A 17,862-nucleotide genomic window follows, 5' to 3' on the forward strand; every position below is an offset into this window, starting at 1 on the left:
ACTTTTGGGCCGATAAAAATAGTATTTTTATTTACGCTACCCAACGGAAGCAGGTGAATAGGATGGAATTTATACCGATTCTGAATAACAATAACTTTGGAACAAGTCTCCATTTTCAGTATTTTTGGAAGAATAACTATATCAACCATTATAAACCCATCTGCAAAAAACATAAAATATTTTGCAGACACCCATTACAATATGTTGAATAAAATACTATTAGCAGCTGGTATCATTCAGGGCTGCTTCTGCAATATCCAGGCGCAGAGTGCCGGAGCACATCCTGTCTATACCTCAGAATGGGGTCACCTTTATCGTGAGCATGGAAATAATAAGGATATTTTAGGAATATTTTCTACCGAAGCACCAATTTATGTTCTGGATTCTACTCAAACACAATATAAAGTACAGGTGAGTAACGGAGATATTGGTTTTATAGACCGCCAGTCTTTGCAAAAGTCTATGCGTGGGAAAAAATCTGCTGGCGAACCGGTTCAGTATTTCTATCGCGGAACACAAGGGTATCAATGTCCGCATTTCTATGTACAGGTATCAGAACTTCGGGTAAGAAAAGCGCCTACCACAGAAAGTATGGCAACCCGCAGAGCTCCATTGAATGAGCTGGTTTGCATTGATTATGTTCCTTTATATAAGGATGGATGGGTATATATTGGTGATCATTTCCACGAAAAACCTGAATATATTCAAATGAAATATCTGGGTGGTGAGCTTACTTATGATAAAGTTCTGAAAGAATATCTGGCGGCAAAAGGAAAGAATAAGGAAAAAGAATTAATACAGGTTGGAAGATTACGTGAAATAGCATGGATTGAAGATAAAAATCTTAAACAAGCTTTACAGTATTGGAAAGAATCTTACAGCAATTCCGGAGTAGAAAACCCAAAAGTAGATATTGATTTTGAACTCCTTTTGGCAGATCAATTTGCAAAAAAGCCAGGTACAGAAGCTTATGAAAAAAAACTGAAAGCTTTGAATATGCACTTTGTATGGAAGGAATCCCAACTTTTTGACGGGAAAATCACAGATGCCCAGATGAAACAACTGGAGATGCAGAAAGTCAAAGACATTCCCAATATTCCGGAATGTGGCTGGGAACCTCAATACTTTTATAGAACCCCTAATATCATTGCAGCCTTTGAAGAGTACAAAGGAAAAGTTTCCGGAAGTATCTACAAAATGTCTTTTACCAATGGAGAAGCTGTGGTTCTAGGAAAAGAGCGCATGGATTCTAATTATGATGAAAAGAATTTTGTAACCCATTTTGGAGATTTACTTTCTTCACGCTGGATTTCCTCCCCACATGAATATCACATCCAGAATGGAGATGCAGGACTCTTTATTTTCACTTTTAAAGAAGGAAAGCTTTTCAGCTATGAATGCATGTTTTATTGTTAGAAAATTTTTATCATTTTGATCAATAGGAGCGGGCTTTAGTCCGCTTGTTTGTTATTTCCATATTAAAGGCTTCAACCAAAACTTTACAACTATTAAGTTTTGGCTGAAGCCATAGGATTTTATGCATATTATTAAAACGGACTAAAGCCCGTTCCTATTGAATATAATAACTCCTTGGATATTTTATTGCTTATCTTTTTTTCCTTTTTAATCAATTATTAACAATAATCTTTCAAATGAATTTATATATCAATGGAGGCGGGTTTTAACCCGCTTAATGTATTATTTGCTATAAAAAGGGCTTTAGCCCAAACTTGAAATATTTTCCAACATCGGTGATTAAATTTTAAAGCTGTATCTTTACGTCACCAAACAAAATATTACAATATGTCATTTATTACACCGGAAGGAGCCAGGAAGGCTCAGCTATCCCTATCCGAAAGGACACCCGTTGCGCACGCAATTCTCTCCGGGGAAGAGAATATTTCGAAATATAACAGTGGAGTATGTCATGATGTGGTAGCCTATGCATTGTATATGCGTGGTGCCAGGATAAGTCCTACTCAGCTTGCAGAATCAGCAGGACAAAAATGGTTAACACTATTCAATTATCCGGCGGGAGAAAAATGGGATGGATATTCACCTATTCCGGCGGGAAAAGCCATTGGTTTCTACAGACTTATCGATAAAACCTTCTTTCATTCAGCCATAACTACCGGAAGTGGAAATGAAATAAGATCCGTTAATGGATTTTCATTAGGATCTGCATGGTCTGTACCTGTAGATATGAAATGGGTATTAGGCAAAAGAAATTCTGATGGTACCTTCAATTACGACGGGACCAAAATAGAAGTTTACATCTCTTCTTTATAACACCTTATAAAAAGGTAAAAAGGCAGAAAAGCAAATTCGTTTTTCTGCCTTTTTATTTTTATGCATCAGCACATTTCGGGCAGATTCCACTGATAATAAAATTATATTCCTGTGCGATAAAATGCTCCGGTAAACTGATTTCCGGAATAGCATTTTCAATACACGTTACAGAATGGCATTCCTTGCAGTTGAAATGAACATGATTGTGAAAATGCTGTTCATGGCTGCATTTTCCACTGCACTTTGCAAAATTCACCACACCGTCAATGTTAACAATCTTGTGTATAGCGCCTTCATTTTCAAGTCTTTCCAACACCCTATAAATAGTTACTCTATTACACAAATCCCCCAGTTTCTTCTGAATATCAGAATGGGTAAGGGCTATATCTGAACCATTAATTAGATTCAAAATCTCAGTTTTAGCATGTGTATTTCTAACCTGTTTCATATTTTAATGCAACAAAGTTGCGTTATTTAATTTTTTATCTCTACTTTTGCAACAAAGTTACGATAAGAAAATTAATCCATACTATTATGAAATCAAAAATTCTTGATGCTGTAGGAATCTCCGCTGCTGTTTTATGCCTGATTCATTGTATTGTCTTTCCGTTATTACTGATTGTTCCGCTGGGAATATCACACAATCCCTATATAGATCTGGCTTTCCTTTGTATTGGAGCTGTTGTGGTGTTCAGGATAACAAGGAAAATGGAAAACCGATGGCTGAAGTTTTTATTTTGGATCTCCATTGGTCTCATTTCCTTTTCTATACTGGCCGATTTCCTGTTTGAAGTCCATATTCCTCTGATTTATGTTGGAGCTGCAGGTTTAATTATAGGTCATATCATCAATTTTAAAAATCATAAACACTAAGAACATGACTAAGAAACTTCCTGTAACAGTACTCAGCGGATTTCTAGGAGCTGGTAAAACCACATTATTGAATCATATTCTGCACAACAAACAGGGCTTAAAAGTAGCCGTTATTGTGAATGATATGAGTGAAATCAATATTGATGCACGCCTTGTTGAAAATCAAAATACCCTTTCAAGAACAGAAGAAAAGCTGGTGGAAATGAGTAACGGATGCATTTGCTGTACACTTCGTGAAGATCTGATGGTGGAGGTAGAACGCCTTGCTCATGAAAACCGTTTTGACTACCTTCTTATTGAAAGTACAGGAATCAGTGAACCCATTCCTGTTGCGCAAACTTTTACTTATATAGATGAAGAAAGCGGAATAGACCTTTCCCGTTTCAGTTACGTTGATACGATGGTAACGGTAGTAGACTGTTTCAATTTTATGAAAGATTTTGGCTCTAGTGAATTACTTATGGATCGAGATCTTACTGATATGGAAGGAGATAACAGAACCATTGTCAATCTTCTGACGGATCAGATCGAATTTGCCAATGTGATTATTTTAAATAAAACAGATCTTATCAATACTGAAACGCTTGGTTTTTTAACCGCTGCTATAAAGAAGTTGAATCCGGAGGCTATGCTTTTACATTCAGAGTTTGGAAAAATTGAACCTAAAAAGATTTTAAATACACAGCTTTTTGATTTTGATAAAGCCCAGTCTTCAGCGGGCTGGCAAAAAGAATTACAATCTGATCATCACACCCCGGAAACGGAAGAATATGGAATAAGTTCACTGGTTTTCAGAGATAAAAAACCATTCCACCCCTTAAGACTCTGGGAATATCTTAATCATCATTATCCCGAAGGAACCATCAGAGCGAAAGGCTTGTTCTGGCTAGCTTCAAGACCCGATGATGCCTTAAATTTCTCTCAGGCCGGAGGTTCTTTTAGACTTGAAAAAGCTGGCGTTTGGTGGAGTAGCATGCCTATGAATCACAGGGTACAATATTCTTCATTTGTTGAAAATCAGAAGTTCATAGAAAGCCGATGGGATAAAAATTGGGGCGACAGAATCAATGAGCTGGTGTTTATCGGACAAAATCTGGATAAAGATCAAATGCTTTCAGACCTCCAACATTGTCTTATTAATGATATTGAAAAAGAAATGTTTGATCAAAAAATAACTTTTGAAGATCCGTTTCCAGAGAATATTTAAAATTAACCTTTAATTAATGCAACTAAGTTTCAATAGAAAATTAAATACAATACCTTACAGCATTATTTTAAAAACAATATGGACAGAAGAAAATTTCTAAAAGGCTCGGTATTACTTTCAGGGTTATTGACTTTATCACCATCCGATCTATGGAGCTTCGGGAAAGACACTGAACAGCATCAGAAAGGAAAAGCAAAGAATATCATCTTCATGGTAAGTGACGGGATGAGCCTTGGAACATTATCAATGACAGACCTGTATTCAAGAAATATTTTGGGAAAAGGAAGCAACTGGATGAATCTGTATCATGACAAAAAGGTAACCCGTGCTTTGATGGACACTGCTTCAGCAAGTTATATTGTTACGGATTCAGCTGCCGCAAGTTCAGCTTTCGGAGGAGGAATAAGAGTAAAAAACGGAACCCTGAACATAGGAGCTAATGGAGAAAAACATCTTCCCATATGGCAGAAGTATAAAAAAGCTGGTAAGAAAGCTGGATGTGTAACTACGGTTACCATTACTCATGCAACACCTGCAGGTTTTTGTGTCAATTCTTCCAAAAGAAATGCAGAGCCTCAGATTGCCGAAATGTATGCTGATCTGGAATTGGATGTACTTTTAGGAGGCGGAGACGAGTTTTTTAACCCAGCCAAAAGAGAAGACAAAAAAGATCTTTATTCTGTTTACCGCCAGAAAGGTTACCGGATTCTAAAAACACAAACCGATCTGAAAGAAATCAAAAAAGGGGAGAAGCTGTTAGGAATATTCAGTACAGGGGCATTGCCTTATAGTATTGACAGAAACCATCTTCCGGAACTTAAAAATACTCCCACTCTTGCTGAAATGGCCAATACAGCCATCAATCAAATGAAAGATCATCCTGAGGGGTTTGTTCTTCAGGTAGAGGCTGGAAAAGTAGACTGGTCTGCTCATGCCAATGATGTAGCAGCACTTATTCACGATCAGCTGGCATTTGATGAAGCCGTAAAAACCGTTATGGATTTTGCCGAAAAAGACGGAAACACTTTAGTGATTATCACTACAGACCATGGGAACGCCAACCCGGGAACGATTTACGGAACAGATGCAACTAAGAATTTCAACAGTATTTCAGACTATAAATACACCAATGAATATATTCTGAACAATATTCACAAAGAATATTCAGCAAAAGATATCAAAGACTGGATTTATGAAAGCAATAAGATTGTTCTGAATGATGACGAAGCCAAACATCTTCTTAGTTTTTATAACGGTCTTGAAAAAGGGGAAGAAGGTCTTTATAATTATAAAAAATTGCCTTTCAAAATCTATTCAGAGATTCAGAAAAGCAGGAACTCTGTAGGATGGATCAGTATGGATCATTCCGGAGATTATGTGGAAGTGGCAGCATATGGTCCCGGAAATGAACTTTTGCAGCCTTTTATTAAAAATACAGATTTGCATGATTTAATGCTTAAAGCCTGTACAATATAAACATTCATATTTTTTCATATTTAATTATTTGGGAGATACGAGGCGGATTGATTGTATCCGCCTTGTTTTTTGTATATAAAACAAGCTCCCATATAAATTACATATTAAGTATTTCTACTTATTTCACATTAAGTAGAAATACTATTGTGGTATTCTGCCAATTGAAGTAACTTTATAGTACCATCAATTAAAAAAACAACCTTAAAAACAGTACTATGAACCATGTAAAATACAGAGTAGGGAAATGGCTGCCTTCAGACAGAAAGTTCCTCAATACCTGGCTGGAAAAAAAAGTAAAACAGGCCCAAAACAGCAGACTTCCAATGAATCCTGCCGTTGCAGATCTCAGGGCTGCAATCTATAATGATCCTGTTTTATATATGAGCTTTACAAGCATGTATGATGAGATCCCACAAGGATATAATGAGCCTGTAAAAAACTTCGAAACTATGCTCCTTATTATCAATCAGGTTTTACAGGAAGCCCCTTGCTACAGTGTAATAGAAGATAATATAGGACTTGTAGGATTTCCTATTAATGCTATTGTAGACTGGGCTATGGGAACACAGGCAGGATATTTAACATTTCTCCATCCTGAAGTTAACCAAAAACTAAGCGTTATTTTAGGAGAATGGAAAACTTTTCTGGAATCTCCGGCATCACAATATGTACTCGTGGATGGTTCTGTAAATCAGCCACAACCTGATTACACCAATCCTTTAGGCTGGTTTTCGCCACAAGCCCTGGAAGCAATTGCCGCCATGGATCCTTTAAGAGGAAAAGGGAATAATCCTGAAGATCCTTTGCAGAATTTCATTTATAATTATCAGTGCCAACCTAATGAACCTTATTTTGGGTTCAAAAGCTGGGATGATTTTTTCACCCGTCAGTTCAATCCAGGAGTAAGAGAAGTAAGTGAAGAAGACAAAGATCCGTCAGTTATTGTTAACGCCTGCGAATCGGCTCCTTATAATTGTGTTACCAATGCTCAGATGAAAGATAAATTCTGGATGAAAGGGCAGCCTTATTCTTTGTTGGATATCATGAACCATCATGAATTGGCTCAAAAATTTGGCGACAACAGTACCGTTTACCAGGCATTTCTTTGTGCTAAAACCTATCATCGATGGAACAGTCCGGTAGATGGCACTATTGTAGCCATTGAGAACGTTCCGGGGACCTATTACGCTGAAGCCCCTATTGAAGGTTATGATCCTTCTGGTCCTAATGATTCTCAGGGGTATATCACAGAACTGGCTGCACGCGCATTGATTTTTATCCAGTCCGATAATGATAAGATAGGATTGATGTGCTTTGTTGCTATTGGAATGGCTGAAGTATCCAGCTGTGAAATTACGGTAAAAGAAGGGGATCATGTCAAAAAAGGAGATCCTATAGGTACCTTCCACTTTGGTGGATCTACTCACTGTCTTATTTTCAGACCTGAGGTCAGTATTAATTTTGACTTCCATGGGCAAACGCCTTGTCTGAATACTTACAACATTCCTTTGAAAGCAAGAATTGGAGTCGTCACTAATTAGATCATACGTCAAAATCATATTTATCAATCATAGAAACAGAAAATAATCTTCTGCTTCTATGATTTTTTTATAGAGTTGTAAAGCAACAAACTTTTTAACAGTTCTATCCTCAAAATAGATGAGGGACTTTACAATCGAACAATTAAAACATTGATTATAAAGCAAATAAAAACACCTATGTAAAATTTAATCAAATGATTAAATTATTTGATTAAATAATGAATTTTGTTCATATCTTTGTAAGAGAAAATAGTAGGAATGAAAAAAATAGATACCAGTACAGAGGAAAAAATCAAAGAAGCAGCCCGTATTGTGTTTTACAAAAAAGGATTTGCAGCGACACGAACCCGTGATATTGCAGAAGAAGCAGGAATTAATCTGGCATTGCTCAACTATTATTTCAGAAGCAAAGCAAAGCTTTTTGAGATGATCATGATTGAAACAATGGCTGGATTTTTCCAGAACTTAATGATGGTGCTCAATGATAAAAAGACAAGTATTGATGAGAAAGTGGAGGAAGTAGTAGGAAAATATATTGAGCTTATCATCAAAGAGCCTGAAATTCCGACTTTTATTATTAGTGAACTTCGTAATAATCCTAATCTGCTTTTACAAAAAATACCTCTAAAAGAAGTAATAGAAACCTCCGAGTTTTTAAAACAACATCAGGAAGCTGTAAAAAATGGAAGCATTAAAGAACCCAATCCTTTACATTTTCTGATCAATATACTCGGACTTACCGTATTTCCTTTTATTGCCAAACCTATGCTCCTGGGAAACAGTAAATTAAATGATAAAGAATTTGAAAAGATGATGCTGGAACGTAAAAAGCTTATTCCTATTTGGATAAAAGCGGCCATGTCTGCAGGATAATTTTTTTATCCTGAATTTAATCAAATGATTAAAACCCATGAATAATAAAGACAAATTGATTTTAACTTAAATATCAATTCTTATGTGTAGAAAATTTCATATCTCTATTATAGTTTTTTTGAGTTTGGGTGCTGATATTCATCTGAAAGCCCAGTCTGGATCCTTAACACTTGAAGAATGCTATCTCCTTGCAAAAGAAAACTATCCCGAAATCAAAAAATTAGGAATGATAGCGAAAACTGCAGATTATACAATAGATAATGCAAATAAAGGCTATCTACCCAAAATTTCATTTTCCGGTCAGGCTACTTATCAGTCCCAGACCGTTAGTTTTTCTGATGCTTTAGGTGCACTTCCTATAAGTACATCACTTCCTTCATTAAGTAAATACCAGTATAAAATTCAGGGAGAAGTAGATCAGCTATTATATGACGGAGGCATTATACATAATCAAAAAGAGCTTACAAAAGCCAATAATCAACTGCAGACTCAGAATATTGAAGTTTCCTTATATACATTGAAACAGAGAATCAATGCTTTATTTTTCTCAATTCTTTTAACCAATGCTCAGGTCAGACAGAATGAAATAAAAAAATCAAGTCTGCAGACTCAGGTACAGAAGGCCGAAGCCGCTTTGCAATACGGAACAGCCTACCGAAGCAATGTAGACGAGCTGAAAGCAGAAGTTGTGAATACAGATATGGCCAATACAGAGTATATATCCAACCGTAGTGCCTATCTGAAAATGCTCAGTATCTTCATTGGCAAAGAAATTTCCGATTCTTCAGTATTACAATCTCCGGAACCAGAACTTTTATCTTCAGAAATTAACAGGCCGGAGCTGAAAGGTTTTGATCTTCAAAAATCGGTTTACACATTACAGGAAGAGCAGCTTAAATCCGATCTTATGCCTAAGGTAAGCGCCTTCTTTCAAGGTGCATATGGAAGACCTACTCTCAATATTATCGAAAATAAATTCGGGCCATGGTTTATTACCGGAGTAAGGTTCAGCTGGTCCTTAGAAAGTTTATATACCTCGTCCAATAAAAAACAAATCCTGGAGCTGAACAGAAAAGCTACAGACACCAATAAAGAAACATTTTTGATCAATACCAAAATGGATCTGGCTCAACAAGAAGAAAATATTAAAAAATATAACCATCTGCTGGAGCAGGATAAATCTGTAATTAACCTTCGACATTCGGTTACCCAATCAGCAGAAGCCCAACTGGAAAATGGGGTGATTACTACTCATGAATACATCCAGAAACTCAATACAGAACAGCTGGCTAATCAGACCTTGATCCTTCATCAGATTCAGCTGTTACAGGCAAAATACAATCAGAAATTTATTTCCGGAAATTAATAATCCTCGAATCCTATGAAAAAAGTTACTCTCATATTAAGTGCCTTTATCCTTTTAAGCGCATGTACACCTAAAGACGATTTTGACGCTTCAGGAAACTTTGAAGCAGATGAAGTTATTGTTTCTGCCCAGCAAAACGGAGAATTAATTTCCTATTCTATACAGGAAGGCACAAAACTTAAAGCAGGAGCGCAGGTGGGACAGATTGATGTTACAATTGCCCAACTTCAAAAAGCACAGGCTGAAGCCAGCATTGAAGCTTTACAGCAAAAAACAAGCAATACCAATGAACAGGATTTACTGGTAAAAAAACAGCTGGCCGTGCAGGAAGCAGAGCTGGATCAACAGCGCCATGAACGTACCCGTACAGCAAATCTTGTAAAAGCAGATGCCGCAACCCGGAAGCAGTTAGATGATATTGATGCCGCTATTGTACAGCTCAAAAAGCAGATCGCCGTTACACGCCAGCAGCTTTCTGTTAATACCTCTAATAACAGCACTCAAAACAGAAGTATTTTAAGTGAAAAAGCACCGCTTGAAAAAACGGCAGCACAGTTCCAGGAACAGATTAATAAAGGGACAATCATCAATCCTATCCAGGGAACGGTATTGGTAAACTATGCACTGAAAGGAGAAATGCAGACAATTGGAAAACCTCTGTATAAAATAGCAGATATCAGCACTCTTGACCTCAGAACTTACATTACCGGAACCCAACTACCACAGGTAAAGCTTGGCCAGAAGGTAAAAGTAAGAATAGATCAGGGAGAAAAAGGATTTAAAGAATATCCGGGAACCATTACATGGATTTCAGATAAGTCAGAATTTTCTCCCAAAACCATCCAGACTAAAGACGAAAGAGCCAATCTTGTTTATGCTATCAAAATACAGGTAAAAAATGACGGCTACTTAAAGATAGGAATGTATGGGGAAACATTATTTTAAGAATTAAATAACATACATCAGAACATGTTTTCCATTACAGTAAAAAATATAATCAAAACCTACAACGGTGTAAAAGCAGTTGATAACGTTTCTTTTGATGTAAAGAAAGGAGAGCTTTTTGGCCTCATCGGACCTGATGGAGCCGGAAAAACATCCCTGTTCCGGATTCTGACAACCCTTTTACTGGCAGACAGCGGAACGGCAGAAGTAGAAGGCCATGACGTAGTAAAAGAATATCAGACCATCAGAAATAAAGTAGGGTATATGCCGGGGAAATTCTCCCTTTATCAGGATCTTACCGTTGATGAAAACCTGAAGTTCTTTGCAGCCATTTTTGAAACCAGTATGGAAGAAAATTATGATCTGATCAAAGATATTTATGAACAGATCAAGCCATTCAGCAAACGGCGGGCAGGAAAGCTTTCAGGCGGAATGAAACAAAAATTAGCCTTATGCTGCGCTCTGATCCATAAACCGGAGGTATTATTTCTTGATGAACCCACAACCGGAGTGGATGTTGTTTCCAGAAAAGAATTCTGGGAAATGCTGGCTAAGCTGAAAAAGCAGAATATTACTATCCTCGTATCAACTCCTTATATGGATGAAGCAAAACTTTGTGACCGTATTGCGTTAATGCAGAATGGAAAAATAATGTCTGTAGATCAACCCGAAAATATTGTCAACAGTTTTCCCAAAACACTTTTTGCGGTGAAAAGTAAAAATATCTATCCACTTCTGGAAGCTCTTCGTACAGACAAAGAGGTTGAAAGCTGCTATGCATTTGGAGAATATCTGCACCTTACATTAAACAAAGATGGAAAACAGCAAACTGTAATAGAGATCGCAGGAAAATATCACCCTGAAGATCTGGAAGTTATAGAAATAATACCTACGATTGAAGACAGCTTTATCCGGCTGATGCGTGAACAAAAAGAAGTAGACCATGGAAAATAAAGCGATTATATGCAGAGATCTCACCAAACAGTTTGGAGACTTTAAAGCTGTTGATGCTATTTCATTCGATGTGGATCAGGGAGAAATATTTGGTTTTCTTGGTGCTAACGGAGCGGGAAAAACTACCGCAATGCGAATCTTGTGCGGATTATCATATCCTACATCAGGAACAGCATCAGTAGCAGGATTCAATGTATATAAACAACAGGAACAGATCAAAAAAAACATTGGCTACATGAGCCAGAAATTCTCTCTGTATGATAATCTTACTATTCTGGAAAATATTGAGTTTTATGGTGGTGTATATGGTGTTTCCCGCAAGGATATAAAGACAAGAAGCACAGAACTGGTTTCTACACTAGGCTTAGAAAACGAAGCTAAAAAGCTTGTAGGAGCATTGCCATTAGGATGGAAACAAAAACTGGCATTCTCTGTAGCTGTCTTTCACAGACCTAAAATTGTATTTCTTGATGAACCAACGGGAGGTGTGGATCCTATTACCAGGAGACAGTTCTGGGACATGATTTATCAGGCTGCCGCAGATGGAATTACCGTGTTTGTAACGACACACTATATGGATGAAGCAGAATACTGCAACAGGATCTCTGTCATGGTAGATGGAAGGGTAGAAGCTATGGATACTCCTTCTAATCTTAAAAAAAAGTTTAATACCCATTCAATGGATGATGTATTTTATGAACTGGCCAGAGGAGCCAAAAGATCAGGAGATTAAAAACAGGACTAAAGATCTCAACAGATAGGAAATTGCATAAAAAAGAGTAAAAAATGAAACAGTTATTCGTATTCATCAGAAAAGAATTCTATCATGTATTCAGAGACCGGAGAACACTGCTGATTCTTTTCGGTATGCCCATTGTTCAGATCATCCTTTTTGGGTATGCTCTGAGCAGTGAGGTCAAAAATATCGGGATTACTGTTTTGGATAATTCGCATGACGTACAGTCTGAGCAAATCATTTCAAAAATAAGATCAAGCTCTTATTTCCGGATGCAGGGATCATCGCTAAACTATCCGGATATTGAAAGAAAATTCAGGGAAGGAAACATAAAATGTGCGGTGATATTTCCTGTAAATTTCGGATCAGACCTTTATACTGCTTCCGGAGCGCAGATCAGGATTATTGCTGATGCTTCAGACCCGAATACAGCGACTATTCTTACCAATTATCTCAATGCGATGATTGCAGACTACCAGCAGCAGCTCAATCCCAATATAAAACCTTCCTATCAGATCATTCCCGAAATGAGACAACTTTATAATGAAGAGCAGAACGGATCTCTCAATTTCATTCCGGGTGTTATCGCATTAATCTTTATGATTGTAAGTACTGCCTTAACATCTGTGGCCGTTGTCCGTGAAAAAGAACTGGGAACGATGGAAATATTACTCGTATCGCCTTTTAAACCCGTTATGGTATTGGTAGCAAAAGCGATTCCTTATCTGGTTCTTTCTCTTGTCAACTTTATCATTATTCTCCTTCTTTCTGTTTATTTATTGGATGTGGAGATTCGTGGAAGTCTTGTTTTACTGTTTGCGGAAAGCATATTATTTATTATCACTTGCCTTTCATTAGGTTTATTAATATCCAATGTCACCAATTCCCAGCAGACTGCTATGCTGATTTCCATGATGGGAATGATGCTTCCAACCTTATTGCTAACTGGTTTTATGTTTCCTGTAGAAAATATGCCCATCGTTTTTCAGGTGATATCCAGAATTCTTCCTTCCAGATATTATTATGACATTGTAAAAGCAGTCATGCTGAAAGGTCTTGGTTTCAGATACGTATGGAAAGAGACACTTGTTTTACTGATCATGTCTGTAGGGTTGCTGGCACTTGCACTCAAGAAATTTAAAATCCGTCTGTCATGAAAATAATGATATTCATATTGAGAAAGGAATTCCGTCAGATATTCAGGGATAAAACAATCCTTGCCATGATGTTTGTAATGCCTATTGTACAGTTGATCATTATGCCACTGGCCGCCAATTTTGAAGTAAAAAACGTTAATGTTGCTTATGTAGATCATGATCATAGCAGTTATTCCCAGAAATTGCTTCATAAAATTGCCTCTTCCGGTTACTTTAAACTGGCCGGAAATCCTGATTCTTATAAAAAGGGATTAAAAATGATTGAAGAAGGAAATGCCGATCTTGTTTTGGAAATTCCTCCCGAATTTGAACGAAGTCTTGTTAGAGAGGGAAGTCAGAAGATAAATCTCTCTGTAGATGCAATCAATGGAACAAAATCAGCACTGGGAGGAAGTTATCTCCGCTCTGTCATCAATGATTTTAATAGCAGTTTAGATGTTAATATTAAATTATCTTTCAGAAAACCAGATCATACTCCTGCCAAAATCATTATTAAAGAGACCAATTGGTACAATCCGAGAGCAGAATATAAATATTATATGGTTCCGGGTATATTAGTACTCCTTCTCACTTTAATCGGAGGCTTTATCACAGCATTAAATATTGTAAAAGAGAAAGAAATAGGAACGATTGAACAAATCAACGTAACTCCTATAAAAAAATGGCAGTTTATCTTAGGCAAGCTGATTCCATTCTGGATTGTAGGAATGACTGTTTTTACCATTGGACTCATCGTAATGTACGCGATTTATGGTATTTTTCCGGAAGGAAGCCTTCTCACGCTGTATGTTTTTGCAGCCGTTTATCTTATTGCTTTACTGGGATTGGGACTCCTTATATCTACCTTTGCCGATACACAGCTGCAGGCTATGTTTATTGCCTATTTCTTTATGATGGTATTTATGCTGATGAGCGGTTTTTTTACCAATACGGAGAGTATGCCGGACTGGGCACGAAAAATGTCAAACCTTACGCCGGTAACCCATTTTATCAAAGTAGTAAGACTCATTGTACTGAAAGGAAGCAGCTTTTATGAAGTACAAACCGAATTTTTCTATCTGATTGGCTTTGCTGTTCTGCTCAACGGTCTTGCCATCTATAATTACAGAAAGACCAATTAAATGTAATGGGGTGAAATTTAAATTTCACCCCATTATAAATATATTTTCATAGTAGGAATATTAATTCCTGCTCACTATTTAAATGTTAAGACTGCTTACGGCGACGGCCTGAAACCTTTTTATCAAGATCTCTGATATCCTGTCTCAGTTCACGGAACATTTCTTTAAAATTGTAACTTTCATAATCACCAGGCTCAAAATCTTCCGGAAAAATACCTGAAGCATACTGCCAGATTTCCACAACTTCTTCAAATGGAATGTCATAAGGCTCATAAAAAGAGTTGTCTGCGCTTACAGAAATCGCGTTTTCTTTTCTTTCTTTAAAACGTTTATAGGTAATTCCGTCATTCAGGGTCACAAAAACATAGGTTTTACCCGGTTTCAGTTCATTGATCCCCTCTACATATTTTCCTACAATATAAGAACCATTTCTAAATGGCGGCATAGAATCTCCATCTGCAGGGAATGCTCTGTACTTCCCATTGGTAAGGAAGGGAAGGGCAATACGCTGAAGACTTTCGATATAATCAATATCACTATAACCTTCCAGGTATCCCATTGAAGCTTTCTGAGGGATAATTTCTATAGTATCATTTCCATGAGTATCTACGGCAACCGGAAGAACAATTCTGTTGTCCGGAAGTTTCAGCATTTCATCCATCGGGTGTTTCTCGAGATCTACAGACAGCATAAGATCAATGCTCACATGAAAATACTTGGCGATTTTTACCAGCAGCTCGATAGGAGGCTCAGATATTCCATTCTCATATTTTGAATAACGAACTCTGGAAATCACCAGTTCATCGGCTACATTCTGTTGGGAGAGCTTTCTTCTGGCTCTTAAAAAGCGTATATTATTTGAAAAAATTGACATTGATAAAAGTATGTCAGCAAAAATACAAAATTTGAATGCGTTATCAACCTACCAAGGCAGGTTTTACTATAAGATATCAGGAAATTTAATGAATGTGAGCTTCATTTTTGCCAAAATAAGAGAATTTCAGTGCCACAACGACTCATTTCATCAAGCTAAAAGTTGGTTTTTGATCCAATATACAACGTTTTGCATACTTTCAATAATAATCATCAATAAACATAATTTAGTGCAAAAATAATAACTCAATTTATGAAATTTAGAGTTATTATTTTTAACATTTAGTAAATCAATCACATATAAGTGAAAATCATATTTTCATCAAAACACACTTATATTAATGAAATATTAAATAATAAAAACATATGATTAATTTATCAAAAATAATTTGCAATTGTAACATTATTATTCATATATTCGTGATGTAATAATCATATAAAATTATAGTTATGAAAAACTTAAAAAAATTAGACAGAAACGAATTAAAAACTATTTCAGGTAACGGATTACTAGATCCAATCGGCGGTCTTCTAGGTGGACTAGGAGGTGTAGTTGGTGGAGTAGTAGGCGGTGTAGGAACTATCGTTGGCGGTGTAGTTAGCGGTGTAGGTTCTACAGTAGGTGGAGTAGTAGGCGGTGTAGGTACTGTTGTTACTAACGCTTTATGCCAAACACAATGTGTTGTTAATGGTGTAATCCACATCAGATTACTTGAGTGCGGTACTACTTGCTAATAAGTAAGCATTGACATTAAAAATTATGAGGCTGCCAGGAATAGGCAGCCTCTTTTCTATTGTAAAGTTTTTAATATTGAGATTAAAAACCTGGAGTTTTGAAATATAATCATCTGCATTATTTAATCTTAATCATCTCACATTCTATTATTTCATCAGAAAAGTTCGAACTAAGTCTTAAGAAAATCTTTTCATTCACAACTTTTAAGATTTCTGCTGCTAATACATAGCCAGAAGCACTTTCTTCGGGGGATTTGCTTTTTATAACTTTTCTGTTTTTTAATTGATAATGACAATCATCAATCCAGTGGATGTCATATCTTGCTTTATACCCCATTTTTTCGGTTGTTTCAATTTGGAATTTACTACTCCTATCAATGACGGTGATTCCATATTCGCCACTGTCTATCTGAAATTTTCCAATATGTGCAGATTTGCAGTTAACATTCTGAGCATTTACCACTAAAGAAAAAAATAAAAATAGAAGAAATACCTTGTTCATAATTCATTTTTATGGTTGTTTAGTTTCTGCTAATATAAAATTAATCTATAAAACGAAGCATCAGCATAAGAAATAAAGGTAACACATCTTATAAAGCAACAATGTTGCATTAATGAATTTAATTATCTAGCTTTGCCGGATCATTAAAGTATATGCACATGAAAAAGACCGTTTATTTTTTGATGGGAAGCACACTAATGTATTCCTCATCCATTCTGAAGGCGCAGAAACTTAACCCTGAAAAAAAAGTCGTAAAGGACATAGAATCCGTTGAAATACAGGGGAAAACCAATTACAATTCAGTAAATATTTCAAGGAAAAAGCTGGATTTCCTTCAATCCAATACCCTGGGAGAGACGCTGAGTAAAATTCCGGGGATTCAAAATTCGGGTTACGGTCCTAATTCCGGAGCTCCTGTTATTCGAAGTATAAGTGGAAATAGAGTAAAAATACTGGAGAATGGAACTGCAGTGAATGATCTTTCAGGAATAAGTCCTGATTTTAATACGGATATAGAAATGAACAGTGTTCAAAGCATTACTGTTTATAAAAATTCGGCGTCCGTTTTATATGGAGGAAAAGCCATTGGAGGTGCTATTGATATTGAAACTAACTATATTACCAGGCAATTACCAGATAAAAAGCTAAATATAACAGGACTTCTTGAAGGAGGAAGTAATAGTGGACAGAAACAGGCATTTTCAGCCAGAGGGATTATCGCTAAAAACTGGGTATGGGCTGTAGGAGGAAGCAATCACAAGCAGGATATAGTCAGAATTCCCGGAAAATCTAAGGATAGCAGATGTTATGATCCCAACCTGATGGGTTTCAATAGTATTTTGCAGTCGTTGTGTCAGGTAGACGTGGATTCCAGACGGGTATTGAATAAAAGCCTTTTCCCGTACATCAGCCAGTTTGCCAAAGATCATATGATAGATTATGAACTTTCTGAAGATGACCTTTACACATTCAGCCCCACTTATTATAATCCGGCTGATGGTAAAAATTATCCTAATCCAAAGAATGATCTGTATGTTCCAGGTCAGGATCCTTCGAAAGACCGTTACAAAAGTGAGGTAAATGGAATCAGGGATTATGTGGAAACAAAAGACGGAGTTATCCCTAACAGTCATTCAGAAAGCAACTCATTTTACGTTGGAACAAGCTATATTGGAAAATCATTTTATGCAGGAGGAGCTTATTAGAATTCTTAT

18 protein-coding genes are annotated in these 17,862 nt (G+C 36.6%); 15 read left to right on the forward strand and 3 right to left on the reverse strand.

Going from position 1 to position 17,862, the window contains the following annotated elements; translation table 11 throughout:
- Window positions 1-201: 201 nt before the first annotated feature.
- Window positions 202-1,416 (forward strand): hypothetical protein, encoded by a 1,215-nt coding sequence (locus CQ046_RS13395; RefSeq protein ID WP_105702745.1) that lies wholly within the window; start codon window positions 202-204, stop codon window positions 1,414-1,416.
- Between the two features lie 387 nt (window positions 1,417-1,803).
- Window positions 1,804-2,289 carry a hypothetical protein gene (locus CQ046_RS13400; RefSeq protein WP_105702747.1) on the forward strand — a complete coding sequence of 162 codons (486 nt, stop codon included), beginning with the start codon at window positions 1,804-1,806 and terminating at the stop codon, window positions 2,287-2,289.
- Between the two features lie 58 nt (window positions 2,290-2,347).
- On the opposite strand, the gene CQ046_RS13405 is transcribed toward CQ046_RS13400, so the two are convergent.
- On the reverse strand, window positions 2,348-2,737 hold the full coding sequence (locus CQ046_RS13405; protein ID WP_105702748.1) for a Fur family transcriptional regulator: 390 nt from the start codon (window positions 2,735-2,737) through the stop codon (window positions 2,348-2,350).
- Window positions 2,738-2,823: 86 nt separating this feature from the next.
- Between CQ046_RS13405 and CQ046_RS13410 the strand changes: the two genes are divergently transcribed.
- The 11 genes from CQ046_RS13410 (at window position 2,824) to CQ046_RS13460 (ending at window position 14,538) form a co-directional block, all read left to right on the forward strand.
- Window positions 2,824-3,162, forward strand: coding sequence for a MerC domain-containing protein (locus tag CQ046_RS13410; RefSeq protein ID WP_105702750.1), 339 nt, complete (start codon window positions 2,824-2,826; stop codon window positions 3,160-3,162).
- 4 nt (window positions 3,163-3,166) lie between these two features.
- Window positions 3,167-4,369 (forward strand): GTP-binding protein, encoded by a 1,203-nt coding sequence (locus CQ046_RS13415; RefSeq protein ID WP_105702752.1) that lies wholly within the window; start codon window positions 3,167-3,169, stop codon window positions 4,367-4,369.
- Between the two features lie 78 nt (window positions 4,370-4,447).
- Window positions 4,448-5,845, forward strand: coding sequence for an alkaline phosphatase (locus CQ046_RS13420; protein ID WP_105702753.1), 1,398 nt, complete (start codon window positions 4,448-4,450; stop codon window positions 5,843-5,845).
- 215 nt (window positions 5,846-6,060) lie between these two features.
- Entirely contained in the window at window positions 6,061-7,386 is a 1,326-nt protein-coding gene (locus CQ046_RS13425; RefSeq protein WP_105702754.1) for a phosphatidylserine decarboxylase family protein, read from the forward strand.
- A 258-nt stretch (window positions 7,387-7,644) separates the two neighbouring features.
- A complete protein-coding gene (locus CQ046_RS13430) occupies window positions 7,645-8,259 on the forward strand; it encodes a TetR/AcrR family transcriptional regulator (RefSeq protein WP_105702755.1) in 615 nt (204 codons plus the stop codon).
- An 82-nt stretch (window positions 8,260-8,341) separates the two neighbouring features.
- Complete coding sequence (locus CQ046_RS13435) at window positions 8,342-9,625, forward strand: TolC family protein (protein ID WP_105702756.1); 1,284 nt, start codon at window positions 8,342-8,344, stop codon at window positions 9,623-9,625.
- Between the two features lie 15 nt (window positions 9,626-9,640).
- The gene (locus CQ046_RS13440; RefSeq protein WP_105702757.1) at window positions 9,641-10,570 is read left to right on the forward strand and encodes an HlyD family secretion protein; all 930 of its coding nucleotides are present in this window, start codon (window positions 9,641-9,643) and stop codon (window positions 10,568-10,570) included.
- A 24-nt stretch (window positions 10,571-10,594) separates the two neighbouring features.
- Window positions 10,595-11,524: an ABC transporter ATP-binding protein gene (locus tag CQ046_RS13445; RefSeq protein ID WP_105702758.1), complete on the forward strand. Its 930-nt coding sequence runs from the start codon at window positions 10,595-10,597 to the stop codon at window positions 11,522-11,524.
- The gene (locus CQ046_RS13450) at window positions 11,514-12,257 is read left to right on the forward strand and encodes an ABC transporter ATP-binding protein (RefSeq protein ID WP_105702759.1); all 744 of its coding nucleotides are present in this window, start codon (window positions 11,514-11,516) and stop codon (window positions 12,255-12,257) included. Before CQ046_RS13445 ends, CQ046_RS13450 begins: the two co-directional genes overlap by 11 nt.
- 53 nt (window positions 12,258-12,310) lie before the next feature.
- Entirely contained in the window at window positions 12,311-13,417 is a 1,107-nt protein-coding gene (locus CQ046_RS13455; RefSeq protein ID WP_105702760.1) for an ABC transporter permease, read from the forward strand.
- Window positions 13,414-14,538, forward strand: coding sequence for an ABC transporter permease (locus CQ046_RS13460; protein ID WP_105702761.1), 1,125 nt, complete (start codon window positions 13,414-13,416; stop codon window positions 14,536-14,538). The genes CQ046_RS13455 and CQ046_RS13460 overlap by 4 nt, the downstream gene beginning before the upstream one ends.
- A gap of 85 nt (window positions 14,539-14,623) precedes the next feature.
- Here the strand turns inward: CQ046_RS13460 and CQ046_RS13465 are convergent, their stop codons facing one another.
- On the reverse strand, window positions 14,624-15,412 hold the full coding sequence (locus CQ046_RS13465) for an XRE family transcriptional regulator (RefSeq protein ID WP_105702762.1): 789 nt from the start codon (window positions 15,410-15,412) through the stop codon (window positions 14,624-14,626).
- A 449-nt stretch (window positions 15,413-15,861) separates the two neighbouring features.
- Here CQ046_RS13465 and CQ046_RS23580 point away from each other — a divergent pair, with 449 nt between their 5' ends.
- Window positions 15,862-16,146, forward strand: a complete 285-nt coding sequence (locus CQ046_RS23580; RefSeq protein WP_164976748.1) for a bacteriocin-like protein — start codon at window positions 15,862-15,864, stop codon at window positions 16,144-16,146.
- Between the two features lie 118 nt (window positions 16,147-16,264).
- Here the strand turns inward: CQ046_RS23580 and CQ046_RS13475 are convergent, their stop codons facing one another.
- Entirely contained in the window at window positions 16,265-16,648 is a 384-nt protein-coding gene (locus CQ046_RS13475) for a hypothetical protein (protein ID WP_105702764.1), read from the reverse strand.
- Window positions 16,649-16,806: 158 nt separating this feature from the next.
- Here CQ046_RS13475 and CQ046_RS23885 point away from each other — a divergent pair, with 158 nt between their 5' ends.
- On the forward strand, window positions 16,807-17,853 hold the full coding sequence (locus CQ046_RS23885; RefSeq protein WP_228406951.1) for a TonB-dependent receptor: 1,047 nt from the start codon (window positions 16,807-16,809) through the stop codon (window positions 17,851-17,853).
- Window positions 17,854-17,862: the final 9 nt, after the last annotated feature.

It is taken from the genome of Chryseobacterium sp. MYb7 (assembly GCF_002979455.1).
Classification (GTDB): domain Bacteria; phylum Bacteroidota; class Bacteroidia; order Flavobacteriales; family Weeksellaceae; genus Chryseobacterium.